Below are 22,810 nucleotides of genomic sequence, written 5' to 3'. Positions count from 1 at the left end.
TCTCCCCCCCCTCGCCCTCCGGGAGAGGGGGCCCGCAGGGCGGGTGAGGGAGATGCCACGAAGGGAGTTGGTTGCCATTGGCAACGCCCTCACCCCTGCCCCTCTCCCAGAGGGCGAGGGGGGAACCTTCCGGGGAGTCCCCTCCCGTTCCGACGATCTTGCTTACGAGGTCATCGCCGCTGTGAAGCCGCCCCCATCCGCCGGCACCAGCTCCATGCTGTTCTCGATGCACGGGATCCTATCCTCGGCGTGGTGGTTCACGTAAAGTATCTGCGTATTGCCGGTGCGCCCCAGGTGATCGATCAGTTTCAGCACCATCTCACGGTTCACGTCGTCCAGTCCCTGGCACGGCTCGTCCAGAATCAACAGGTCCGGCTGCTTCGCCATGGCGCGGGCGAGCAGTACCAGCCGCTGCTCCCCATAGGAAAGGTCACGGAAAGCATGTTCCCTTCGGTGATCCATGTGCAAAAGTTTCAGCCACTCCAGTGCGATCTCCTGCTGGTGCAGGGTGTACTGGGAGTACATGCCGATGGAGTCGTACATCCCGGAGATGACCACGACCTTCACCGTCCCGCCGACCCGGTACTCCTGCTGCAGCGAGGTAGAGACCAGGCCGATGCGCTTCTTGATGTCCCAGACACTCTCCCCGCTCCCCTTCCTGCGGCCGAACAGGCTGATGTCGTTGGCGTAGGCCTGCGGGTTGTCGCCGCTGATCAGACTCAAGAGCGTCGACTTTCCCGAGCCGTTGGGCCCGCTGATCTTCCAGTGTTCACCGGCTTTGACCGTCCAGTTGACGCCGCTCAGGATGCACTTCTCGCCGTAGCGGACCGTCACGTCCTTCATCTCGATGAGCGGTTGACCTGGAACAAGCGGTGGCGCGCTGCGCGCCGTGTCGACCTCGGGTAGTGTATCCGGCAAGGTGTAATGAAAAGCATGGAAGCGTCGCAGCGCCTTCGAGCCCAGCATCTCCTCCTTGGTCCCCGACATGAGGATGCGGCACTCTTTAAGGTAAGCGATGTGGGTCGTTTCCGGCATGATCTCGCTGAAGCGGTTCAGGAGCAGCACCACCTGGATGCCGCGTTCGATGCAGCGGCTGATCAGTTGCCGCAGCACTTCCGAAGAATCCCGGTCCAGCCCGTCGAAGGGCTCGTCCAGCACCAGCAGTTCCGGTTCCTGCAGAAGCGCCTTGCAGATGAGAGTCTTGCGCATTTCACCGGTGGAGAGGAACTTGATGCCGCGCTCCAGGATCTTGGTGAAGCCAAGCTCCTGCGCCAGTTCAGACAGTCGCTTTTCGTCGGCGTCTGTGCCGGAGAGGATGAACGTGTCGACACGGGTCCCTTCGGTCACGTAGCCCAGGAAATCCGAGTCGTCGTTATAACGCTCCTTTTCCAGGATCTCGTCGATCTTCTCGAAGGAAACGAAGCCCGAGCGGGCAGGAACGCGGGTGGTGCCCGAGATCACCGGCAGGTCGTTGCAGAGGAGTTTTCCGAAGGCCGACTTCCCCGACCCGTTCGCCCCGACCACAGCCCAGTGCTCGCCTGCGTCAATCTGCATCGTTATCTCTTCCAGGAACTTCACTTCAGTTATCCTGGCTTTTACGTTGTCCAAAACGATTTCGACCACTTTTTTCCCTCTATGCCCCACTATGGAATGCCTCCGACGGCTTGCGTTGACGTCATGGCGTCACTGCGTTATGCTCGGTGCGGAGGTACAGACATGTGTGCGCTAACTAAAAGAACAACTATTTACCTCGACCCTGCCATGCATCGGGCGCTGCAGCACAAGGCACTAGAAACATCGCGTTCTGTTTCCGATCTGGTTAATGATGCCGTCCGCAACACCCTTGCCGAGGACGCCGAGGATTTGGCCGCTTTTGAGGAGCGGGTCAACGAACCGCTGCTGACATACGAATCAGTACTTAAACAACTAAAGAACGATGGCCGTCTATAGCATTCTGCTGAGGGATTCCGTGCGGAAGGATCTTGAGTCGATCCCGAAAACAGACTTGCAAAGGATCATGAGCCGCATCGCATCTCTTGCCACCAATCCACGGCCGATCGGCTGTGAGAAACTGTCTGGCCAGGACCGCTATCGCATTCGCCAGGGAAAATACCGCATCGTGTACTCCATTCAGGATTGGGAGCTTACAGTCTGGGTGGTAAAGGTCGCGCACCGCCGTGAGGTTTACCGATAGCCTGTGAAGCAGACAGATCAATGACAACGAACAAGGGGTGAGCAGAACATGCTCACCCCTTTTCTTTTGTTCCCGGTATTACCAAGCCGGGGCTGTGTCCCCCCGAAGTGCTGCACGAGCCCTGACGTTCCCCCCTTTCGCGAAGGGGGGACAGGGGGGATTTGCCTTACTTGTTCAAGAACTCCCGCCCAAACGGCGACATCGCACGCAGACGGGAGATGATGGGCGGCAACGCTTCGATTACCGCATCGATGTCGTCATCGGTGGTGAACCTGGACAGCGAGAAGCGGATGGAACCGTGAGCGCAGGTGAAGGGAACACCCATGGCGCGCAGCACGTGGGACGGCTCCAGCGACCCGGAGGTGCAGGCACTGCCGGACGAAGCACAGATTCCCTTCTCCGAGAGCAGCAGCAGGATCCCCTCCCCTTCCACGAACTCCATGGCGATGGAAAGGGTGTTGGGAAGACGCTCGGTGCCGCCGCCGTTGATCCTGGTGTTCGGGATCAGCGCGGTCAGTTCGCGCTCCAGACGATCACGCATCTCGCGGACGCGCCCGGCCTCGTCCGCCATGTACTGCTCGGCCAGCTGACAGGCCTTGCCCATGGCGATGATGGAAGCGGTGTTCTCGGTGCCGGCCCTGCGGCCGCGCTCCTGGTGCCCGCCGACCAGCATCGGGCGGAACGGGGTGCCACGACGAACGTAAAGAACGCCGACGCCCTTCGGAGCGTGCAGCTTGTGCCCGGAAAGGGAGAGCATGTCGATGGCCGATTCGGCCATGTTCAGCGGGATCTTGCCTACTGCCTGCACCGCGTCGGTGTGGAACAAAGCACCCTTTTTCTTGACGATCTTGGCAGCTTCCTCAATGGGAAAGATGACGCCAGTCTCGTTGTTGGCGTACATCAGCGAGACGATGGCAGTATCTTCATCGACCAGCCGCTCCAACTCGTTCAGGTCGAGTTGGCCGTTGCCGTCCACGTTCAGTTCCGTGATGCGGTAGCCGCGCTTGGAGAGGTTGCGGCACTGGGTTAGCACCGCCGGGTGCTCGACGCGGCTGGTGATGATGTGACGCTTCTCCGGGAAGACCTCGAGCGCCGAACGGATGGCGGCGTTGTCGCTCTCGGTGCCGCAGGCGGTGAAGACGATCTCGTCCGGCAGGGCGCCTAAAAGCGAGGCGACCCGGGCGCGGGCCTCGTCCACCTTCTTTTGTACCTGGCCGCCGAAGAAGTGCATGGAACTCGGGTTGCCGTACAGCTCGCAGAAGTAGGGACGCATCTCCTCGAAAACCCGCTCGTCCACCTTGGTGGTGGCGTTGTTGTCAAGATAGATCTCTCTCATCCCTGAACCTCCTGTACGGTGATGTCGGGGGAAACCATCTCGCGCAGCTTCTGCTCGACGAACTTGGCGGTGTAGCCGGAGGAGGCACAACCCGCGCAGGCCTTCCTGAAGGCGACCTGGACGTTGGAGCCGTCGATGTCGATCAGTTCGAGGTCGCCGCCGTCAGCCCAAAGCTGCGGACGCACCTCGTTCTCCAGGGTCTCCTGGATCAGCTGCATCTTCCTGAGGTTGGTGAGTTTCGTCGGTTTCTCGGCAGCCACCTTCTTCTCTTCGCCCAGTACCTCGGCGATCAGCTCCTTGATCTTGGGAATGCAGCCGCCGCAAGCGCCGCCGGCCTTGGTGAAGTGGGTGACCTGCTCGGCGGTGGTCAGCTTGTTGGAGGCGATGACCTTCTTCAGAAAGACGTCGGTCAGGCCGAAGCACTTGCAGACCAACTCACCCTCGGTCTCGACGTGATCGTGGCCGTGGCCGTGCGCCGGCGCCTCAACGCCGCGGTACTTGGCGATAGCGGCCTCCAGCGCCTCCTGCCCCATGACCGAGCAGTGCATCTTCTCTTCGGGAAGCCCGCCCAGGAAATCGGCGATCTGCTGGTTGGTGATCTCGAGCGCCTCGTCAAGAGTTTTACCCTTCACCATCTCGGTCAGCGCCGAAGACGAAGCGATGGCGCTGCCGCAGCCGAAGGTCTGGAATTTGGCGTCGACGATGCGCTCTTTGTTCTCGTCCAGCTTTATAAACAGTTTAAGGGCATCGCCGCAGGCCAGGCTGCCAACCTCGCCGACCGCATCAGCATCCGTTATCTCGCCCACGTTCCTGGGGTTGAGGAAATGTTCTTTTACTTTATCGGTGTAGTCCCACATAGACCCTCCCTTCTAATTAGTCCGGTTATCATAGCGCAAAGCTTGCGAAAAGAACACCCCCTAAACGACCACAATGCACAGCTACGCGGTAGGGTACCCGGATTTACTTAACGTTTCCGCAAGGAACTGCAATTCCCGCTCCGCTTCAAGCCCCTTCCGCGCGGAAGACAATCATGAAGCGATAACTGCGGGAATATGCGAAGAAAGTTCTGCTGCTCGAGTGAGGGACTATTGCCGGTGCGTCCTCCGCCGTGCCGGCAACGTGGCCGTCGACTGCCCCACAAAAGAGCACCTGTAATAAAATGGGACGCAGTCATCGGCAGGCTGGAGGCCTGCACGCAACTGCGTCCCGGATGAAGGGGACTGGCTCCGCCAGGTGCCTGTCCCCCTTTAGTTGATCTCGTTCCCAAGGTCCGCCTTGGGAACGCAAAGCCTCTCCGAAGCTCCAGCTTCCCTCGAATGCAAAGCTGGAGCTTTGCGCCACATGGGGTTCCCAAGCTGGAGCTTGGGAACCAGGAAAAGGTGGCTGAGCAAAAAGAAGCGTTCCGCTAGAGGGACAGGCACCTAACGGAGCCTGTCCCTTCTGCGCGGTTACCCCTTGCCCAGAATGAACTCGCGGCCGGCGTCCACCAGCGCCTGCAGGCGCTCCTCGCTGGACGCTTCACAGTACAGGCGCACCACCGGTTCGGTGCCGGATTTGCGGAACAGGAGCCAGCTGCCGTCCTGGAGGATGAACTTGTTGCCGTCGACGGTGATCTTCTCCTTGACCGGTTCCCCGGCGAAGCTGGCCGGCGTCGCTGCAATCCGCTCCGGGAAGATCTCTTCCAGCTCCGGAGAAAGGGTGAGGTTGACCCTCTTGGTGAGGTAACGGCCGACCTTGCTGTAGAGACGCTCCAAAAGCGCCTTGACCGGCATCCCCTCGCGGGCCACCATCTCGGCAACCAGCAGACAGGCCAGGATGCCGTCCTTCTCCGGGACGTGCCCCTTGATGGTAAGACCGGCGCTCTCTTCGCCGCCAATGATGATCTTGTCCTGCGCGATCAGCTCGCCGACGAACTTGAAGCCGACCGGCGTCTCGTAAACCTTGATGTCGTGCATCTTGGCGACCGCGTCGACCAGGTGGGAAGTGGCGACCGAACGTCCAACGCCTCCTTTCACCCCCTTGACCCGGACCAGGTAGTCGAGCAGCAGCGCAATGATGTAGTTGGGTTCGATGAAGGTGCCGTCTCCGTCCACGATACCGAAGCGGTCCGCGTCACCGTCAGTGGCGATACCGAGAGCGATCTCAGGATCCTGCTGCACCAGCTTGATGAAATCCTGGATGTATTTTTCGCTCGGCTCAGGAGGGAAGCCGCCGAAGTAGGGATCGCGGTTCGCATTCATCTGCACCACTTTCACCCCGTGCGCCTTGAGCGGCTCGGCGAGATATCCGCGCGCCGTTCCGTAGAGCGGGTTGACGGCGATGGTGCCCAATTTGGCGATGGCGGCGAAATCGACCTTCTTGGCCAAGTCGTCCAGGTAATCCTGCATCGGATCGATCTCGACGAGGAGCCCTTTCTTTACGGCATCGTCAATGGAGCACTCGTTGTAGCAGATCTCACCCAGCATCTCGTTGGCTCGGCGCTCGATGTCGTTGGTGGTCTCAGGCAGGGCGGGTCCCCCCCAGGAGGGAGAGAACTTGATGCCGTTGTACTCGGGAGGGTTGTGGCTGGCGGTAAAGTTGATGGCGCCGGCGGCTTTGCGGCGAAGGATCTCGAAGGAGATGACCGGTGTCGGGGTATCACGGACACAGAGGAAGGTGGTGATGCCGGAGCCGGTGAGGACGCGGGCTGCTTCTCGGGCGAAGGCCTCACCCATAAAACGGGAGTCGTACCCGACAATGATTCCCTTGCCCCCCTCCCCGTTACTCTTAACATGGTCGGCGATGGCTTGGGTCACTACCTTGACATTCTCAAAGATGAAATCTTCACACAAGATGCCGCGCCAGCCGGAAGTGCCGAAAGTAATCCGCTGCATAATCCCTCCAGGGTGATCGATAGTAAGGTCACCTCGATCTGGCACATCCCCCACTAGCTATCGATAACCTATCGAAAACAGGAGTACCAGGCGACCCGAATAAATAATTACTAGAGATTAATCCAGACCTCAGAGAGAGTCAAGTTTTAGCGAAAAAAGTGGGTTGACATTTTTCTTTCGAAATTGGTAGAGTGTTCTCTATCAACCGATTACGAAGCAATTGAGGAGGCTTTAAACATGCAATGTCAAACCGTACTTCCTGGTGCAGAGTGCACTTTCTGGGGTAAACAGGGTTGTGTATTCACCGAAGGTTCCTGCCAACTGATCGTGGAGAACTGCGAAGGTTGTGACAGGATCGTAGACGGCTCCATCGGGAAGGTTTGCAGCGCATACCCGGCTCCCGAGAAGAAGTGGGTCGGCGGTATCTGCAACTTCGCTACCCACGTCAAGGTCGAGCTCAAGACCGACGACGCCAAGATCAACCCGCTCAAGGCTTCCAAGAAAGCTGCAGGCGCCAAGAAGAAGAAGTAGTACCCACAGTTTTTTGCTGTACCCTAAAAAGGGAGGACTCAGGTCCTCCCTTTTTTTTACCCACAATTCCAGAACTGGAGGTGCCCGATGCCTTTCGACTTCCTGGCCTGCCCCGCTTGCGGGGCCAAGGTGAAACAGTACAAGAATCCTCTGCCGACCGTGGACGTGATCGTCGAACTCCCGGAAGGGATCGTGCTCATCGAGCGCAAGAACGAGCCCTTGGGTTGGGCCATCCCCGGCGGCTTTGTCGATTACGGAGAGAGTCTGGAACATGCAGCGGTGCGGGAGATGCGGGAAGAGATTTCCGTCCAGTTGGAGGAGAAGGACTTGAGGCTGCTGGGATGCTACTCCGATCCCGCCCGCGACAAGCGCAGCCACAACATCTCGACCGTCTACGTCGCCAAGTCTACGGACACACCCAAGGCCGGCGACGACGCCGCCGCCTTCGCCATCTTCCCCATTGACGCCCTACCGGAGCCGCTTTGCTTCGACCACGCCCGGATTCTGTCTGACTACCGCAGCAGGAAAGAGGCGGGAGAAATTTAAAAAAGGATCAGCTCTCGGCGAGAGGGGTTAAACTTCAGATTCCGATGCTCAAAAGAAAAAAATTCGCGACAAACGAATCGGAAACGCGTCCAAAACATTAAATTGAAGTTCAAAACATTAAAATCGAAGTTAAACTCCAAAAAATATGCGACAACTTCGAAAACCGGGAGATGAACTTCAAAAATAAAAGTTTAGACGCAAAAAAATTGCGACAACTCCACGGACCGACGTCTTAACTTCAAAAAGAAAAAGTTAAGCACGAAAAAATTTTGCACAACTCCAGAAAGCGCGCGATAAACTCCAATTTTAATGTTTAAAAACATTAAAACGTTGCGAAAACTTCTCGGACCGGCGCTCAACTTCCGAAAAGAAAAGTTAAGCACGAAAAAAAAATGCTTAACTTCCAAAAGCCCGCGCTAAATTCCAAAATTGATGTTTCAAACAAATAAAATCCTGCGAAAACTTTTCTGACTGACGCTTAACGTCAAAAAAAAGAAGTTGAGCGCCCAAAAAAACCGCTCAACTTCTAAAACTGCATCTTGTCTTCGCCTCCCCTCCTACTACTCAAAAAACCGCAACTCCGGCAGACTCGGTATGAGTCCCATCTCGAACGCGTACCGGAAGAAAAGCCGAGCACCTTCGAGGTGCGCGTCGGTCAACTCGTAGGAAATCGTCTGCCAGTAATCGACCAGCGCCTCCTCGCTAAGCCAAGCCCGCTCCTCGCACTGCGCCGCGATGTCGGCGTAGCTTGCGTAGGCTAGTTTCTTGGCCGCCACAAGGTCATGGGCGAGTGCCGCCAGTTCGGCCCGTTTATCCCGCGCCGCCTCGCGCCGGACGATCCAGAGGGCGAAGACGAAGGGGAGCCCGGTGAACTCATGCCACAGCGCGCCGAGGTCGTAGCAGAAAAACCCGGAACCGGACGCGGCCCCTTTCAGCGCGGCATCACCAATCAGCAGCAGGCCGGGATACTGCTCCAAAGCCTCGACAAGCGACAGCGTGGTGCGCTCGAAGCTGTTGCTGAAGCCAAACTTCCTGGCCAAAAGCACTTTCAGGAGGTTTACCGAGGTGTCGGATTCGGCGGTGAGTCCGATGGCGGCGCCGTCCAGTTCCTCGACCGGGACGCGGGAGAAGAGGAACACGCTCTTCACGGGACCGATGGCGCTGATGGAAAGCCCCGGGAGCAGGCAGTACTGCTCGTGCGCCGTGGCGTACTCGATGGAGGAAGAAGGGCTGAGGTCGATCTCGCCGGCGCGCAGCATGGCGTTCAGTCGTGCCGGTACGCCGTCGACGAAGCGGTAGCCGGTGCAGTCGAAATGGGAGGCGAGAGCGGTGAAGATGGGGGTGCAGTTCGCGTACTTGATGTGTCCGATGTTGATGGTCACGGCAAAACTCCGGGGTAAGGCTGTCCTGTTGCTCCCCCCTTTGCGAAGGGGGGCCGGGGGGGATTTGCCTCTCTACAACCGAAAGCAAATCCCCCTAAATCCCCCTTCGCAAAGGGGGACTTTTGGATCGCTAACCAGAGGGGAGAGGGACCTGGCGGAGCCAGCCCCTTCAAACAAAACCAGGGGGACAGGCACCTGGCGGAGCCAGTCCCCTCGCAAAGGAAAAGGCGAGAGGAACTCTCGCCTTTTCAGGTCTATCTCAAACAAGTAACGGTTAATCTTCGGAAACGGAAACGGTGTCCTCGTACAGTTCAGCGGACATGAGGAGGTTCAGCTCCTCGGCATCGGCCATCTCGATGACAACCAGCCAGCCGCCGTCATAGGGATCGTCGTTGACGAACTCCGGGGCGGTGCCCAGCTCGGAGTTGACCTCCAGCACGGTGCCGGAAAGCGGAGCGTAGAGATCCGCTACCGTCTTTCTCGCCTCGATGGAGCCGAACGAGTCGTCCTGCTCCAGTTCATCCCCCGGCTCAGGGAGCTCGACCGAAGTGACGTTGCCCAACTCGACCTGCGCGTAGTCGGTGACCCCGATTACGGCACGGTCACCCTCAACGCGGACCCACAGGTGTTCTTTGCTGTACTTAAGCTCTTCTGGAAAGTCCATAGCTTACTCCAATACCAGCCTTTCGATGAAGCTGGTGTCTATGTTCCCTTCTATGAAGTCTTTGTTGGCCATGATCCGCTTGTGGAACGGGATGGTGGTCTTGATGCCGTCGACGATGTACTCGTCCAGCGCGCGTGCCATGCGCTTGATGGCCTCATCCCTGGTGTCGGCATGCACGATCAGCTTGGCGATCAGGGAGTCGTAGTGCGGCACCACGCTGTAGTTGGTGTAGACGAACGAGTCGACGCGAACGCCGAGACCGCCCGGGGTGTGGTGATCGGTGATCTTGCCCGGGCACGGGGTGAACTTGACCGAGTCTTCCGCGTTGATACGGCACTCGATGGCGTGACCCTTGATCTTGATGTCGTCCTGGGTGTAGCGGAGCTTTTCGCCGTAGGCGGAGCGGATCTGCTCCTTGACGATGTCGACGCCGGTGACCATCTCGGTGACCGGATGCTCCACCTGGACGCGGGTGTTCATCTCCATGAAGAAGAAGTTGTTGTTCTTGTCGACCAGGAACTCCATGGTGCCAACGCTGTTGTAGTTGACGGCCTTGGCAGCGGCGACCGCAGCCTCGCCCATCGCCTTCCTGAGCTCGGGGGTGGTGACGGTGGAGGGAGCCTCCTCGATCACCTTCTGGTGACGGCGCTGAATGGAGCAGTCGCGCTCGCCCAGGTGGATGACGTTGCCGTGCTTGTCGGCCAGGACCTGGATCTCGACGTGGCGCGGGTTTTCGCAGTAGCGCTCAATGTAGACTTCCGGGTTGCCGAAGCCGGTCTGCGCCTCGGTCCTGGCGGTCATGAACGCGTTGGGAAGTGCCGCCGGGGAGTGCACGATCTTCATGCCGCGCCCGCCGCCGCCCGCCGTCGCCTTGATGATGACCGGGAAGCCGATTTCCTTGGCGACCTTGACCGCCTCGTTGACGTCGTGGACCCCTTCTTTGGTGCCCGGCAGAATGGGTACGCCGACCTTGATGACCGCCTGGCGGGCGGAAATCTTGTCGCCCATGATGCGCATGCTCTCGGCGGTGGGGCCGATGAAGGTGATGCCGCACTTCTCGCAGATCTCGGCGAACCTCGGGTTCTCAGACAGGAAGCCGTAGCCCGGGTGGATCGCCTCGGCGTCGGTCAGTTCGGCCGCAGAGATGATGGCGTTGATGTTCAGGTAGCTGGAGAGGCTGGGAGCCGGGCCGATGCAGACGCTCTCGTCGGCCAGTTTCACGTGCAGCGACTCGGAGTCGGCCGAAGAGTAGACGGCGACCGTCTTGATCCCCATCTCCTTGCAGGTCCTGATGATACGGAGGGCGATCTCCCCCCGGTTTGCGATAAGAATTTTATGAAACATGATGTCTCCGGAAAACAGATAAAGATTAAGACTAAGACTGAGATTGAGGCTAAGACTAAGACCACAACTGCTTTGCCTTAATCTTTATCTTTATCTTAATCTGTTTTACAGCTTCTCGACCACGAACAGGGTGTCGCCGTACTCGACCGGCTGCGCGTTCTCCTTGCAGATCTTGAGGATCTTGCACTTGAACTCGGCCTCGATCTCGTTCATCAGTTTCATCGCCTCGACGATGCAGAGGACCTGCCCCTTCTCGACGATCTGGCCGACTTCCACGAAGGGAGCGGCGTCCGGAGCCGGAGCGCGGTAGAAGGTGCCGACGATGGGGGAGGTGATCACGTCGCCCTGCTCTTTCTCGGCAGCAGCCGGAGCGGCAGCGGCAGCGGCAGCCGGAACTGCCGGAGCGGCGATGGGAGCAGCCGGAGCGTACTGGTAGGCGACGGGCGCCTGAACCTGGAACTGGGCGCTGCTGCAGCCCCTCTTGATGACGACTTTGTCATCGGCGTTCTCCAGTTCGAACTCGGTGATGTCGGTCTCCGTTACCATCTTGATCAGCATCTTCAGGTCTTTTATATCCACATCATTCTCCTTTTCTTCACTTTATTGCATGGTTAAAGGCCTACCGATCGATGCCGGACAGGCCGCTTGAAACTCTCAGAGGACCATCAATTCCTTGGGGACCCTGGTGATGGGCCGGCAGCAGTTCTGCTCGACCACCACGGTGTCCTCGATGCGGACCCCGCCCCACCCGGGGATGTAGATCCCGGGTTCGATGGTGAACACCATCCCCTCCTGGATCACGTGTTTGCTGCGCGGCGAGGCCGTGGGGTGCTCGTGGATGTCGATGCCGACCCCGTGCCCCAGGCCGTGCCCGAAATACTCGCCGAAGCCTTTCGCACCGATGTAGTCGCGCGCCTTGGCGTCGAGGTCCCGGAAACTGAGGCCGGGATGGACCGCTTCCAGGGCCGCCCACTGGGCCGCCAACACCGTTTCATACACCTCGCGCTGCTTCGGGTCCGGCTGTCCCAGGCATACCGTCACCGTCTCGTCGGAGCAGTAACCGCGGTAGATGGCGCCGTAGTCGATGGTGACCAGCTCTCCCGCCACCAGCTTCTTCTCCGAGGCGCGACCGTGCGGCAGGGCGCCGCGCTCGCCGGAGGCGACGATGAAGTCGAAGGATTTCCCCTCTGCTCCCCTCTCCCGCATGGCGACTTCCAGCATCCAGGCGACTTCGCTTTCGGTCATGCCGGGCTTCAGACGCGCCACGGTCTCCAGGAGCGCTTCCGAGGCGATGGCCGCCACCTGCTCGAGGATCTCCAGTTCGCCGGCGTCCTTCACCGTTCTCAGGCCGACCATCTCCGTGTCGGCGGAGATATACTCGATCCCCGGCGTCCTGGCGCAAAGCTCCTGGTAGAAAGCGACTGTGGTGGAGCCGGCTTCGAAGGCCACCCTGGTCGCGCCGCTTTGCTGCAGCAGTTCGACCAGCGTATCCATCCGGTTGGAGAACTCGATAACCTTGGCGCCCGTGACCTCGGCGCCAGCCTGTGAGGTGTAACGGGAGTCGGTGAGAAACCACCCGTCGTCTGGAGAGAGTAGCAGCAGCCCCTCGCTGCCGGTGAACCCGGCGAGGTACCGGATGTTGCTCAAATTGAGGACCAGCAACAGTTCGGCATCCAGACGTTTCAGGCATTCTCGGGCCGCAAGGATTCTGTTACCTATCATAATTCCGCCCGTATGACAATCTATTTTCCCAGCCGTTTGGCAAGGGCGCGCAGCCCCAAAAGGTAGCTGTCAGGGCCGAAACCGCAGATCTGTCCGACCGCTACCGGGGCTATGAAACTGTGGCTTCGGAAGGGCTCCCGGGCATGCACGTTGGAGAGGTGGACCTCGACGGCGGGGAGCGCTGTGGCGGCGATGGCGTCACGGATGGCGACGCTGGTGTGAGTATAGGCTGCGGGGTTGATGAGGATGCCCTGGCAGGTGCCCATGGCTCCCTGGATGGCGTCCACCAGTGCTCCTTCGCTGTTGCTCTGGACGATGTCGAGTTCCAGCGACAGTTCAACCGCCAGTTCCCGGAGAGCCTGATTGATCCCCTCCAGCGTGGTGGTGCCGTAGACGCCCGGCTCGCGTACCCCCAACAGGTTCAGGTTCGGACCGTGCAGGACCAGGATCTTGGCGGCACTCATTGCAGCGACTCCCGGAATGCCGGCGCAGCGCGCTTCAACAGGAAGCGGGCCTTGCCGAAGTTGCCGTCGGAGGCAAGCACCAGCGCCGCAAAGAAGTCTTCGCTGATGCCACGCACGATGACGCAGCACTTCTCGGTGATGATGGAAACCTCTTCCAGTTCACCGGTCTTGAGCACGCCCACCGTTCTCTTGATCTCCTTGAGCACCGAAGCGTACTCGATGGTCATGGTCTGCACGTCCAGCCCGGCCGCATCGCGCAGGTACTCCTCGATGGCGATGCCGTCGTACCCCATGATGACCCCGCCCAGGCCGCAGCTTTCGTCGACTATCTGCTTCAGAATCCCCTTAAACCCCATCTTTTCTTCTCCTTATGTTTTCCAGCCAGCGCTGCAGCGAGCTCTCCAGGTCGCCGTCCTCGACGGGCTCCTCCGGCACATGGGGCTGCTCCAACGGCGCCGCTTCCTGCTGCGCCGGCGACTCCATCCCGGCTACGGCAGCGGGGACGGCGACTTCCTCGAAACTGATGGGCACATCCATCGCGGCGGGTGCTTCGTGCGCAGCAAACGCGGGTGGGGCTGCAGGTGCTGCGGCAGCGGAAACTGCCGCCGCGGCTGCGGGAGCAACTGGAGCCGCCGATGCTGCCGGTGCTGCTGCGGGAGCAGCAGGTGCTGCAGCAACCTCGGCCGGAGCCGGCTGTGCCGACGCTGCCTGCTGCAACTGCTGCTGTTCCACGATTTCATCGCATCGGAGCCGGTACTGCTGGTTGCCGGGGTGCGCCGCGATCAGCTCGCGGTAGATCCCAAGCGCTTTGTCCAGGAAGCCCTGCGATACGTACAGTTCGGCCAGGGTCGCCGTCGTGAGCGGATCGGGAACGGCGGCACGCGGTTGGGCTGCAGCGGGCGCTTCGGCGACCTCTTCAAGGTCCTCGATGGCCCAGATGTCTTCCGATGCGTCAACAGCGGGAGGTGCTGCTGCCGCGGACACGGCGGCCGGCGCTGGCGCAGGCGCCGCGATCACCTCTTGCTCCGGCTCATCGTCGAGCACTTCGAGCTCCTCGATGATCTCGAGCTCTTCGATCACTTCCTCTTCTGCCGCCGCTGCGGCGGGAGCGGCCGGAGACGACCCGATCGAGCTAAGCAGCATGCTGCTCTCCATGTCCTCAGGATCTTGCTTCAGCACCTGCCCCAGTAGCTGGCGGGCCAGCGTCAGTTCGCCGAGTTCGACATAGAGCTGGCTCAGCACCTTCATGGCCTGGATGTGGTCCGGCTTGAGGGCCACGGCCTTTTCCAACGCCTGTCGCGCTTCCGGGGCCATGCCCTTGGCGTAACAGGCGTTGCCCAGCGCGACGAACCCCAGCGCGTATTCGGGATGCGCGGTACATCCTTTCTGGGCCACGGAGACGGCATCGTCCAAAAGGCCAAGTTTCCGGTACAGGTCGGAAAGCGGTGCGAAGCAGAGCGATTTTGCATCCGCCGCCAGCATGTCTTCGTAGCGCTGAATCTCAGTCCAAAACGACAACGCGTCCTCTACCATGTCACGCTCCTATGCGCAGATCTCCAGCAGTGCTTTGAGGTCGGTGACCCTTTCCATCTTGTAAGCGCCGATGCCGCGGTTGCAGATGAAGAGCAACCCCTTGTCGCGCACCTTCTTGTCGTGGGAGAGAGCCTCCACGTACTTGTCCGGCGGGAATGCGGGAAGCTCGGCGGGGAGTCCCAGCGCGGCGATGAGCGCCTCGATCCGGTCCCGGTCGGCCTGGCTGCAGTAGCCGAACCGCTGCGAGATTTTCGCCGCCTGCACCATGCCGATGGCGACCGCCTCGCCGTGCAGGTACGTGGTGTATTCGGTGAGGGTCTCGACGGCGTGGCCCAGGGTGTGCCCGTAGTTGAGCACCGCGCGTACCCCCCCTTCCCTCTCGTCCACCGCCACCACTTTCGCCTTGATGGAACAGCTGCGGGCGACGGCCTCGATCAGGGCGTCCTTGTCCCGCGCCAGCAGCGCATCGACGTTGGACTCGAGAAACCTGAAGAAGTCGCCATCAAGGACGGCGCCGTACTTGACGATCTCGCCCAGGCCGGCGCGGAACTCGCGCTCAGGCAGTGTGTCCAGCGTCATCACGTCGATCAGCACCGCCTTGGGCTGGTAGAAAGCGCCAATCAGGTTTTTGCCGCGGGGATGGTTGATGCCGGTCTTGCCCCCTACGCTGGAGTCGACCTGGGACAAAAGCGTGGTGGGAAGCTGGACGAAGGGGATGCCGCGCAGGTAACTTGCCGCTGCGAAACCGGCCATGTCCCCGATCACCCCGCCGCCCAGGGCGAGGATGAAGGAGCCACGATCGAGCGAGGCGTCGACGAGGGCATCGTAAATCAGGTTCAGCGTGGCGCTGTTTTTATAAGCCTCGCCGTCGGGGAGCGAGACCAGGCACACCTGGTATCCTGCCTCCTCCATGGCGGCGCGTACCGTCTCGTAGTAAAGCGGTGCGACGGTGGTGTTGGACACCACGGCCGCGGTGCCGGCCAGTCCCAGTTCGCGGCAGAGGGTGCCTACGCTCCCCAGGATACCTGCGCCAAGTTGTATGTCGTAGCTCCGCTCTCCGAGAGCCACTTTGATCTGTTGGACGTTCACAAGGACCCCTTGCAGAAATCTAGTACTTCGTCGGCAACCGCAGCGATCTCCTTGCCGGTGGTGTCGATCCGGACGTCGGCGTCGGCGTAGAACTGCTCGCGGCCGTCCAGCATGGTGCGGATCTTCAAAACGGACGCGTCGTCCGCCAGCAAGGGGCGCTCGCTGTCGCCGCTCACCCGCTGGGCGATGGTCTCCACGCTGGCGGTGAGGTTCACGATGCAGCCGTGGCTGCGCATCACGGCCCGATTGGCGGGCGCGATGACGACACCGCCTCCGGTCGAAACCACCTGGCCCGCCCCGGTGGCCACCCGCTCCAGGGTTGTTGACTCCAGTGCCCGAAAGGCGGGCTCGCCCTCTTCGGCGAAGATCTCCTTGATGCTCCGCCCCGCCTCCTGGACGATGACCTGGTCCAGATCAACGAAAGACCAACCCAGCCGCTGCGCCAGCACCTGTCCCACACTGGTCTTGCCGCACCCCATGAAACCGGTGAGAAAAATGTTCTTGAAACTCACAAATACCTCTAACGCAAAGACGCGGAGCCGCTAAGGCGCAAAGTAGAACCTGATTAACGATGATCTTCCGCTACCTGCCACTCCCCCCTTTGCGAAGGGGGGCCGGGGGGGATTTGCCGTTCCCAAACCAAAAGCAAATCCCCCTAAATCCCCCTTCGCAAAGGGGGACTTTGTTTTTCTTCGCGCCTCCGCGCCTTGGCGCCTTTGCGTTAATGCCTTTGACGTGCCTTTTAGAATTCCCGCAGGTACTCGATGTAGGACGAGTAGTTCCTGGCGGTCTCGGCCACCGAATCGCCGCCGAACTTTTCCATGAAGGCGTTGACGATCTCGACGGCGACCACGGCCTCGGCAACCACGGAGGCAGCAGGAACCGCACAGCAGTCCGACCTTTCCACGGTGGCCTCGAAGGGCTCCTTGGTCAGGATGTCGACCGACTTGAGAGGCGTGTACAGGGTCGGGATCGGTTTCATGGCGCCGTACACGACGACCTCCTCGCCATTGGTGATGCCCCCTTCGAGTCCCCCGGCGCGGTTGGTGTTACGGTAGAAGCCGGTCTTCTCACCGCGCGCCACGCGCTGCTCGTCGAAGTAGATCTCGTCGTGCACCTGGGAACCGGGAAGACGCGCCGTCTCGAACCCTGCACCGATTTCCACACCCTTGAACGCCTGGATGCTCATCACTGCCGCGGCCAGGCGCGCATCGAGCCTGCGGTCCCACTGCACGTGGCTCCCCAGGCCTACCGGAAGACCGGTCACCCTGACCTCGACCACCCCACCCAGGGTGTCGCCGGCAGCCTTGGCGCGGTCGATGGCCTCTACCATCTCGGCCTCGGCCTTGGCGTCATAGGTGTACACGGGCGAGGCGGCAATGACCTCCTGCAGCGCCTTCACGGAGAGATCCGGACGCTCCGCCTTCACTCCGCCCAACTCAACGACGCAACCGGTCACCGCGATACCGAAGCGGGACAGGTAGGCCTTGGCTACCGCCCCTACCGCAACGCGCACCGCGGTTTCCCGGGCGCTGGAGCGCTCCAGGATGTTGCGCACGTCGTTGTGGGCGTACTTCATGGCGCCGGGAAGGTCGGCATGGCCGGGCCGGGCGCGGGTGACGCGGATGGAATCGTCGCGGTGCTCCGGGCTGACCGACATGCGCTCTTCCCAGTTCACCCAGTCGGAGTTTTCCACCACCAGGGTGACAGGGGAGCCCAGTGTCTCGCCCCAGCGCACGCCGGAACGGATGCTGGCGCGGTCGGTTTCTATCTTCATGCGGCCGCCACGGCCGTAGCCACCCTGCCTGCGCAACAGATCCGCGTTGATGTCACTTTCGCTGAGCTTAAGCCCTGAGGGGAGACCTTCGATGATGGCGGTCAACTGCGGGCCGTGCGATTCGCCCGCGGTAAGGTATCTGAACATGCGTGCTCCTAGTATTCTAATTCAGCGCCCGGCGTAGCTGCCACCCGCCTGCACGTCGCAGCGGATATTAGCAGTAAATCATGCCGCAGGCAAAACAATATAACCAGATAAACGAAAGCCAGGATCGTCCCTGGCTTTCGCACACATCTGGTTGTAGTAGGTACGGCTACTTCGCCATGAATTTCTTCAGTGTCTCCGCGGTGATGTTCGCCTTGGTTTCCGCCGACATCATGCTGCCGGAGAATAGGTACTGGCAATTCTTGTCGATGTAGAAGACGACCGGCTGCTTTTTGACGCCGATAACGACCTCGTACAGTCCGGCATACGGCTTCTCCGAAATCTGCAGCACCTCGAAGTCGGTCGGAACGAACTTCTTGATGGTCTCCTGTACCTGCTCCTTGGCGGGAGCCTTGGAGCAGGCGGTAAGAGTCATGGTGATGAAACAAAAAACAAGCAACTTCTTTAACATCAAAACACTCCTGAAAATCTGATTACGCGCCGAGGCCTGCTACTGCACGCTCTCCCTGGCGGGTGCCGCCACACGCAGGTTGCGCAGGCGGTAAAAGAGTACACCCACCGGCAGGAGCAGCAGGGCCAGCGGATATTTCACCGCGAAGATGAGCGGGGTAAGCGCCCAGCGGGTCAGCATCCTCAGGAAGCCGTGCTCGTAGATGAAGTCCGCGATGGGCGGGCTGTGCTTGTAGTAGAAGGAGACGAAAGCACGACCCGGTGCCGACTTGAGCAGCACGTTGTCGCGGAAGTGCCTGAGCACCACGACCTGCGGGTCGAGGTAGCTGCCGTAGGCCGCAGTCGCGATGAAGCAACCGCTCTTGCCGGAGCCGGACGGGGGCGGAGTCGTGGTGCCCGGATCGGTGGTGGGGGTGCCGGTGGTGCCTACCACGATGGGATCCTGGATGAAGCCGGCCCTGCCGTCGGAGTCATAGAGGTCGTTGTTGTCGTAGATCTTGAACGTCGCCGTGTTGCCGACAGCCGCCCCACCCACCGGGATAATCGGGGTCCACACGTTGTTCACGACTTTATAGAACTCGGGGTTCGCAGGAAGCGAGGCGAAGGTGACGTCGACATTGACGGTTCCGGCTGCCTGGATGTTATCGATCCTGATTCCGGTGACCGAGCTGATGTTGAAGTTAGCCGGCTTGTTCGAGGCTACGAAGCTCGCGGGAATGGTCGCGTAGGCAATGGTGCTGCTGCCGGTGACGCTGCCGGGGGTCGCGTTGAACGCGGCCACCGAGCTCACGCCGTTGCCGGTCAGGGTGAGCGGATAGACGGAGCCGCTGGAATCCTTGATGTTCAAGGTGGCGGTGTAGTTTCTTATCGCCTTCGGAGTGAAGACGATGCTCACCGGCAGGGATCCGCCGCTGGCGACCGGGTAGTTGGTCTGCACGTTGGCCTGGAAGGTGGTCGGATCAGTGGTGCTCACTTCAGTGAAGGTCACTGCCGAGGAACCGTTGTTGATGATGGTGACCGTGGTCGAGGAAGTGTTGCTGTTGGTTAGCTTCCCGCCGAAGGCGTAGAAGGAGCTGTCGATACCACCAGTTTGGTAGACGACGGAGCTCGAAGAGACACCCGGGCTGTTGACGGTGATGGTGAGAAGCTTGTTGACCGCGGTCCCGTCCGCGTCCTTGAGCTGTACCACGAAGTCATAGTTGCCTGCGCCGGTGGCAGTGCCGCTCAAGACGCCGGTCGCGCCGTCAAGGACGACTCCGGGGGGCAGGTTGCCGGACACCGACCAGGTGTACGGCTTGGTGCCGCCGATGCCGACCAGCTGCTGCGTGTAGGAGGAGCCGGTCATGACCGCAGGAAGCGAGATGGTCGAGATGGAGAGCGTCGGGTTGACCGTGACCGAGAAGGAACGCTCGGTGGTGGCGCCGGTAGCGTCTGTCACGACGACGGTGAAGTTGGTGGTGCCTGTGCCGGTCGGGGTGCCGGTGAGGGCGCCGGTGCTCGGATTCATCTGGATGCCCGGGGGAAGCGTGGTGCCGTCCTTGAGGGTCCAGGAGAACGAGGGGGTGCCGCCGACCATGGCGAGTTGCTGGGTATAGCTGGTCCCGACGACGACCGCCGGAAGGCTGGTGGTCGTGATGGACAGCGCCGGGTTGATGGTTATGCTGACAGTCTTGGTCGCCTTATAGGTCTTGTTGGCGTTGTCGGTGTAGGACGCCTCCACCAGTATGTTGTTGGTTCCGGCGATCAGCGGGCCGGTAACGTCATCAGTGATGCTGCCGTCCGCGTTCAGGTGGAGCCCCTGCGGCACGGAGCTGAGCGCCTTCCAGGAGACCGAGTTGGTGGGCACCTGGGTGCCGTTGAACGTGGCGGTTAACTGCTCACGGTAGCCACTGTGCAACTGGGTCCAGGGCTTCAGGGTGGTGTTGTCGATGCTGAGCGAGGTGACGTTGATGGTGAACGTCTTGGTGGACGTGACACCTGCGTTGTCGGTAACCTTGACGGTGAAGGTGTAGCTGGAAAGCGCAGCGGGGTCCACCGTACCGCTGAGGACACCATTGCCGTTGGCGTCAGTGGTGATGTCGTTCATGCCAAGCGGCAGCGATCCGGAGATGACCGTCCATTTGCTGTAGGGGGTCACGCCGCCGTTGGCAGTGAGTGTGGTGGTCGGGTAGGGCTGGCCGGCCGTGGCGTCGGGGAGCGCGGTGCTGTCGATGGACAGCGCCCGGGTTCCGATGCCCGCGCCGGAAAGGTAGATGACCGCGGTGCCGCCGTTGGAGTTGAAGGTCATCTTGTAGTTGTTGGACGGGCTTCCCGCGAAGGAACCGGCGCCGGTCGGCGTAAAGCGGACCGTCATGTCGGCGCTGGTGCCCGGGCTCACCGTCACCGGCTTCGGCGTCATAAGCGAAAACGGCGCGGCCGGGTCGGTGATGGAATTGATGGTGAGCTGCGAGTTGCCGTCGTTGCGGATCTTGAAGTTGATGTCCTTGTACGGCGTGGCGGTGGTGATGTCCACGTTGCCGAAGTCGATGGCACCGTTGAAAATCGGGTTCCCCTGCGCGTCGGTGATGACCAGCTGGGGCAGGGTCGAGTACTCGAGCAACTGCGCGGTGATGTCGGAGTTGTTGTTGAGACGACCGTCGGTCCAGACCACCATGAACTTGCGGAAGTACACGTCGCCGAAGGACACGGCAGGTGCCAGCTGGTTACCCTCGCCGACGGTGATGATGGTGTTGCCGCCGGAGAGATTCCCCTGCGGGTCCACGAACTGGCCGTAGACGTCGATGTTGGAGATGTTGGCGCTCTGGTTCCTGGCGTCCTCCCAGGCCACGAGGTACCTGGAGTTGACGCTGTCGAAGGCCGCAGCCGGGGCGCTCTGGTCGCCGATTGCCTTGGAGACGTAGATCAGGGAGCCGTAAGGCACGAAGCTGGTGATGTCAAAGAGTTGGGCCTGGATGTCCTTGCCGGTCACGGCGGCGGTGCTGTTTTCCTCCCAGCCGATCAGCATGCGGTACTTGTTCGGGTCGACCGCCAGGGTCGGGGAGGTGGCATCGGTGCCGAAGCTGTAATCGGTGACCAAGCCAAGGCCGGCGTTGCGGCGAACCTTGATCTTCGGGGTGGCATCCACGTTGCTGCCAGTGAAGACGGGGGCTTTATAGGTACAGGTGGCGCCGTTGTTATCCTTGGTGTAGGCGACGGTCAGGCCGACGAGACTGTTGATGCCGCTCCATGCGAAATAGTTTTCACCGGTGCTCGGGTTGAACGCGAGCTTGGGCTTGGACTCGGCGAGCTGGGAGCGCCAGGCAGCCGTGATCGCGTTTCCGCTATCGGAAAAGTCGCTTGTGAGGACCAGTGTCGAAACTGAGGATTTCGCGCTGAGGACCCCGCCCATCGGAGTGATGGTAACCGACCTGATCACGTTGTTGTCTACGAAGGGGTAGGCGACGTAGTTGACCAGGACGCTGTTACTGCAGGTAGCGCCTTGAAGCTCAGCTGTGTGTTGCGTGTCGAGGTCGCTGATATCGACCCAACTGACGACGAACTTGTTGGTGACCGAGTTGTAAATGACGTCGGGGTCGGTCTGGTTGGTGTGAGCGGTTATCTTGTAAGGGAGCCCGGCGCCGCTGTAGTTGTACCCCGCCGGCGTGGTCATCGTGACCTGGGTTTCGGAATCGACCGTCTCAATCTCATACCAGATGTTGTTGATGGCGATCCTGTCGCCCTTTTGCACGCCGTCGCTCACGAAGTGGGTGCCGGTGCCTGTGACGGTCGCGCTCGGGGTCGAAGTGCCGTAGGCGAAGTAGGATAAACCGCTGACCCGCTGGGGAACGTTGTTCACCAACGGGAATCCTGCGTAATTGGTGGTCAGGGTCAGGTTGGTGTCATCGGTGACGGAGGCGACGGAATAGGCGACTCCGGCGATCATGAAGACATCACCGGGGTTGATCCTCCCCGTGAACGTGGTCCCGGCCCCCACCACCGCCTTGGGCGAAGTCGGATCGATGGCCACGGTGCCGTTGGTGACCGGCGCGGTGTAAGAACCAGTGACGGCCACGGTGCCGGCCAGCGAGATGGCGACGTGCTCGGTGATCGGGAAGTTGGCAGGAGCGTTAACGACGACGCCGGCCTGATTGAGGTAGTGGCCGTCGGAGGCCCTCAGGAACTGGCCGTAGATCTGGCTCCATCCGTTACGGGAGTCGGTCCATACCACGAGGTAGCGGCTGTTGGCAGGTGTGTTGGCGTCCGGAAAGAAGGCAACCTTGGGCTGGCGCTTGTCCCCGACGGAACCGACGTCGCTGATCTGGAAGTCGGTGGTGATGAAGGTCATGGGGGGCGTCCCCACCTTCGCAACGTGGCTCGTCGTGTTGTCGAACCTGAGCTTGCCGTCGGCGTAGAGGTTCTGACCGAAGGTGATCTTGCCCCAGATACTGGTTGCGCCGGCCGTGCGCGAATCGGTCCACGCGGTCAGGTACTGGTGGTTGATGTTGTCGAAAGCGACCGCGGGCTGCGCCTGGTCGTTAGAGTCGGTGGTTATCTGCTGGTCCGAGTCGAGCACCTTCCCGGTCGATTTCCCCGCCAGCTTGGCTCCTGCCTTGGAATCCTGTCCGCTGCAACCGGTGAAGACCGTCATCAGCACCAGCAGCAGGATCCAGCACAAATTTCTTTTCAAATTCATCGCATACCTCTTGAATATTTTGGCTCGTTACACGCAGCTCACCGCGTTCCGACAAAACGGAGATTGAC

The 22,810-nt window shown here is 60.6% G+C and carries 21 protein-coding genes; 4 read left to right on the top strand and 17 right to left on the bottom strand.

Translation table 11 applies throughout. From position 1 onward, the window contains the following. Positions 1-162 precede the first annotated feature (162 nt). On the bottom strand, positions 163-1,623 hold the full coding sequence (gene modF / locus JFN91_RS05425) for a molybdate ABC transporter ATP-binding protein ModF (protein ID WP_199388169.1): 1,461 nt from the start codon (positions 1,621-1,623) through the stop codon (positions 163-165). A gap of 93 nt (positions 1,624-1,716) precedes the next feature. On the opposite strand from modF, the gene JFN91_RS05420 reads away from it, so the two are divergent. Together JFN91_RS05420 and JFN91_RS05415 are read left to right on the top strand one after the other, a co-directional pair. Further along, positions 1,717-1,950 (top strand): ribbon-helix-helix protein, CopG family, encoded by a 234-nt coding sequence (locus JFN91_RS05420; RefSeq protein ID WP_199388168.1) that lies wholly within the window; start codon positions 1,717-1,719, stop codon positions 1,948-1,950. After that, positions 1,937-2,194 (top strand): type II toxin-antitoxin system RelE family toxin, encoded by a 258-nt coding sequence (locus JFN91_RS05415; RefSeq protein WP_199388167.1) that lies wholly within the window; start codon positions 1,937-1,939, stop codon positions 2,192-2,194. Before JFN91_RS05420 ends, JFN91_RS05415 begins: the two co-directional genes overlap by 14 nt. A gap of 166 nt (positions 2,195-2,360) precedes the next feature. On the opposite strand, the gene nifS is transcribed toward JFN91_RS05415, so the two are convergent. The 3 genes from nifS to JFN91_RS05400 form a co-directional block, all read right to left on the bottom strand. After that, positions 2,361-3,530, bottom strand: a complete 1,170-nt coding sequence (nifS, locus tag JFN91_RS05410) for a cysteine desulfurase NifS (protein WP_199388166.1) — start codon at positions 3,528-3,530, stop codon at positions 2,361-2,363. After that, a complete protein-coding gene (gene nifU, locus JFN91_RS05405; RefSeq protein WP_199388165.1) occupies positions 3,527-4,387 on the bottom strand; it encodes a Fe-S cluster assembly protein NifU in 861 nt (286 codons plus the stop codon). Before nifU ends, nifS begins: the two co-directional genes overlap by 4 nt. 591 nt (positions 4,388-4,978) lie before the next feature. Beyond that, positions 4,979-6,403 carry a phosphoglucomutase/phosphomannomutase family protein gene (locus JFN91_RS05400; RefSeq protein WP_199388164.1) on the bottom strand — a complete coding sequence of 475 codons (1,425 nt, stop codon included), beginning with the start codon at positions 6,401-6,403 and terminating at the stop codon, positions 4,979-4,981. A 237-nt stretch (positions 6,404-6,640) separates the two neighbouring features. Here JFN91_RS05400 and JFN91_RS05395 point away from each other — a divergent pair, with 237 nt between their 5' ends. Both JFN91_RS05395 and JFN91_RS05390 read left to right on the top strand, forming a co-directional pair. After that, complete coding sequence (locus tag JFN91_RS05395) at positions 6,641-6,934, top strand: PxxKW family cysteine-rich protein (RefSeq protein WP_199388163.1); 294 nt, start codon at positions 6,641-6,643, stop codon at positions 6,932-6,934. Between the two features lie 87 nt (positions 6,935-7,021). Then, positions 7,022-7,480: an NUDIX domain-containing protein gene (locus tag JFN91_RS05390; RefSeq protein ID WP_199388162.1), complete on the top strand. Its 459-nt coding sequence runs from the start codon at positions 7,022-7,024 to the stop codon at positions 7,478-7,480. 560 nt (positions 7,481-8,040) lie between these two features. Here JFN91_RS05390 and JFN91_RS05385 read toward each other — a convergent pair. The 13 genes from JFN91_RS05385 to JFN91_RS05325 form a co-directional block, all read right to left on the bottom strand. Continuing rightward, positions 8,041-8,862 carry a menaquinone biosynthetic enzyme MqnA/MqnD family protein gene (locus tag JFN91_RS05385; RefSeq protein WP_199388161.1) on the bottom strand — a complete coding sequence of 274 codons (822 nt, stop codon included), beginning with the start codon at positions 8,860-8,862 and terminating at the stop codon, positions 8,041-8,043. A 274-nt stretch (positions 8,863-9,136) separates the two neighbouring features. Continuing rightward, positions 9,137-9,526, bottom strand: coding sequence for a glycine cleavage system protein GcvH (gcvH, locus tag JFN91_RS05380; protein WP_183346711.1), 390 nt, complete (start codon positions 9,524-9,526; stop codon positions 9,137-9,139). A 3-nt stretch (positions 9,527-9,529) separates the two neighbouring features. Further along, positions 9,530-10,870: an acetyl-CoA carboxylase biotin carboxylase subunit gene (accC, locus tag JFN91_RS05375; protein ID WP_199388160.1), complete on the bottom strand. Its 1,341-nt coding sequence runs from the start codon at positions 10,868-10,870 to the stop codon at positions 9,530-9,532. A gap of 105 nt (positions 10,871-10,975) precedes the next feature. Then, positions 10,976-11,449, bottom strand: coding sequence for an acetyl-CoA carboxylase biotin carboxyl carrier protein (accB, locus tag JFN91_RS05370; protein ID WP_199388159.1), 474 nt, complete (start codon positions 11,447-11,449; stop codon positions 10,976-10,978). Between the two features lie 75 nt (positions 11,450-11,524). Next, positions 11,525-12,592 carry a M24 family metallopeptidase gene (locus JFN91_RS05365; RefSeq protein WP_199388158.1) on the bottom strand — a complete coding sequence of 356 codons (1,068 nt, stop codon included), beginning with the start codon at positions 12,590-12,592 and terminating at the stop codon, positions 11,525-11,527. A gap of 20 nt (positions 12,593-12,612) precedes the next feature. Next, complete coding sequence (gene aroQ, locus JFN91_RS05360) at positions 12,613-13,056, bottom strand: type II 3-dehydroquinate dehydratase (RefSeq protein WP_199388157.1); 444 nt, start codon at positions 13,054-13,056, stop codon at positions 12,613-12,615. Next, positions 13,053-13,412, bottom strand: coding sequence for a roadblock/LC7 domain-containing protein (locus JFN91_RS05355; protein WP_199388156.1), 360 nt, complete (start codon positions 13,410-13,412; stop codon positions 13,053-13,055). Before JFN91_RS05355 ends, aroQ begins: the two co-directional genes overlap by 4 nt. Continuing rightward, positions 13,402-14,589, bottom strand: a complete 1,188-nt coding sequence (locus JFN91_RS05350; RefSeq protein WP_199388155.1) for a tetratricopeptide repeat protein — start codon at positions 14,587-14,589, stop codon at positions 13,402-13,404. Before JFN91_RS05350 ends, JFN91_RS05355 begins: the two co-directional genes overlap by 11 nt. 9 nt (positions 14,590-14,598) lie before the next feature. Continuing rightward, positions 14,599-15,678: a 3-dehydroquinate synthase gene (gene aroB, locus JFN91_RS05345; protein WP_199388154.1), complete on the bottom strand. Its 1,080-nt coding sequence runs from the start codon at positions 15,676-15,678 to the stop codon at positions 14,599-14,601. Then, on the bottom strand, positions 15,675-16,190 hold the full coding sequence (locus JFN91_RS05340) for a shikimate kinase (protein ID WP_328745865.1): 516 nt from the start codon (positions 16,188-16,190) through the stop codon (positions 15,675-15,677). The genes aroB and JFN91_RS05340 overlap by 4 nt, the downstream gene beginning before the upstream one ends. Positions 16,191-16,420: 230 nt before the next feature. Continuing rightward, positions 16,421-17,602 (bottom strand): chorismate synthase, encoded by a 1,182-nt coding sequence (aroC, locus tag JFN91_RS05335; protein WP_199388153.1) that lies wholly within the window; start codon positions 17,600-17,602, stop codon positions 16,421-16,423. Positions 17,603-17,768: 166 nt separating this feature from the next. Further along, positions 17,769-18,071: a disulfide isomerase DsbC N-terminal domain-containing protein gene (locus JFN91_RS05330; protein WP_199388152.1), complete on the bottom strand. Its 303-nt coding sequence runs from the start codon at positions 18,069-18,071 to the stop codon at positions 17,769-17,771. Between the two features lie 39 nt (positions 18,072-18,110). Further along, positions 18,111-22,742, bottom strand: a complete 4,632-nt coding sequence (locus JFN91_RS05325; RefSeq protein ID WP_199388151.1) for a CFI-box-CTERM domain-containing protein — start codon at positions 22,740-22,742, stop codon at positions 18,111-18,113. Between the last annotated feature and the right edge of the window lie 68 nt (positions 22,743-22,810).

It is taken from the genome of Geomonas anaerohicana, from assembly GCF_016458305.1.
GTDB lineage: Bacteria > Desulfobacterota > Desulfuromonadia > Geobacterales > Geobacteraceae > Geomonas > Geomonas anaerohicana.
This window is presented reverse-complemented; position numbering and strand designations above follow the sequence as displayed.

Excerpts from the sequence above, each read along its gene's own strand:
- JFN91_RS05415 (WP_199388167.1), top strand. The coding sequence starts at position 1,937 with ATGGCCGTCTATAGCATTCTGCTGAGGGATTCCGTGCGGAAGGATCTT.
- JFN91_RS05400 (WP_199388164.1), bottom strand. The coding sequence starts at position 6,403 with ATGCAGCGGATTACTTTCGGCACTTCCGGCTGGCGCGGCATCTTGTGT.
- JFN91_RS05420 (WP_199388168.1), top strand. The coding sequence starts at position 1,717 with ATGTGTGCGCTAACTAAAAGAACAACTATTTACCTCGACCCTGCCATG.
- accC (WP_199388160.1), bottom strand. The coding sequence starts at position 10,870 with ATGTTTCATAAAATTCTTATCGCAAACCGGGGGGAGATCGCCCTCCGT.
- gcvH (WP_183346711.1), bottom strand. The coding sequence starts at position 9,526 with ATGGACTTTCCAGAAGAGCTTAAGTACAGCAAAGAACACCTGTGGGTC.
- JFN91_RS05330 (WP_199388152.1), bottom strand. The coding sequence starts at position 18,071 with ATGTTAAAGAAGTTGCTTGTTTTTTGTTTCATCACCATGACTCTTACC.
- aroQ (WP_199388157.1), bottom strand. The coding sequence starts at position 13,056 with ATGAGTGCCGCCAAGATCCTGGTCCTGCACGGTCCGAACCTGAACCTG.
- JFN91_RS05390 (WP_199388162.1), top strand. The coding sequence starts at position 7,022 with ATGCCTTTCGACTTCCTGGCCTGCCCCGCTTGCGGGGCCAAGGTGAAA.
- JFN91_RS05350 (WP_199388155.1), bottom strand. The coding sequence starts at position 14,589 with ATGGTAGAGGACGCGTTGTCGTTTTGGACTGAGATTCAGCGCTACGAA.
- aroC (WP_199388153.1), bottom strand. The coding sequence starts at position 17,602 with ATGTTCAGATACCTTACCGCGGGCGAATCGCACGGCCCGCAGTTGACC.
- JFN91_RS05325 (WP_199388151.1), bottom strand. The coding sequence starts at position 22,742 with ATGAATTTGAAAAGAAATTTGTGCTGGATCCTGCTGCTGGTGCTGATG.
- JFN91_RS05365 (WP_199388158.1), bottom strand. The coding sequence starts at position 12,592 with ATGATAGGTAACAGAATCCTTGCGGCCCGAGAATGCCTGAAACGTCTG.
- JFN91_RS05395 (WP_199388163.1), top strand. The coding sequence starts at position 6,641 with ATGCAATGTCAAACCGTACTTCCTGGTGCAGAGTGCACTTTCTGGGGT.
- nifU (WP_199388165.1), bottom strand. The coding sequence starts at position 4,387 with ATGTGGGACTACACCGATAAAGTAAAAGAACATTTCCTCAACCCCAGG.
- JFN91_RS05355 (WP_199388156.1), bottom strand. The coding sequence starts at position 13,412 with ATGGGGTTTAAGGGGATTCTGAAGCAGATAGTCGACGAAAGCTGCGGC.
- nifS (WP_199388166.1), bottom strand. The coding sequence starts at position 3,530 with ATGAGAGAGATCTATCTTGACAACAACGCCACCACCAAGGTGGACGAG.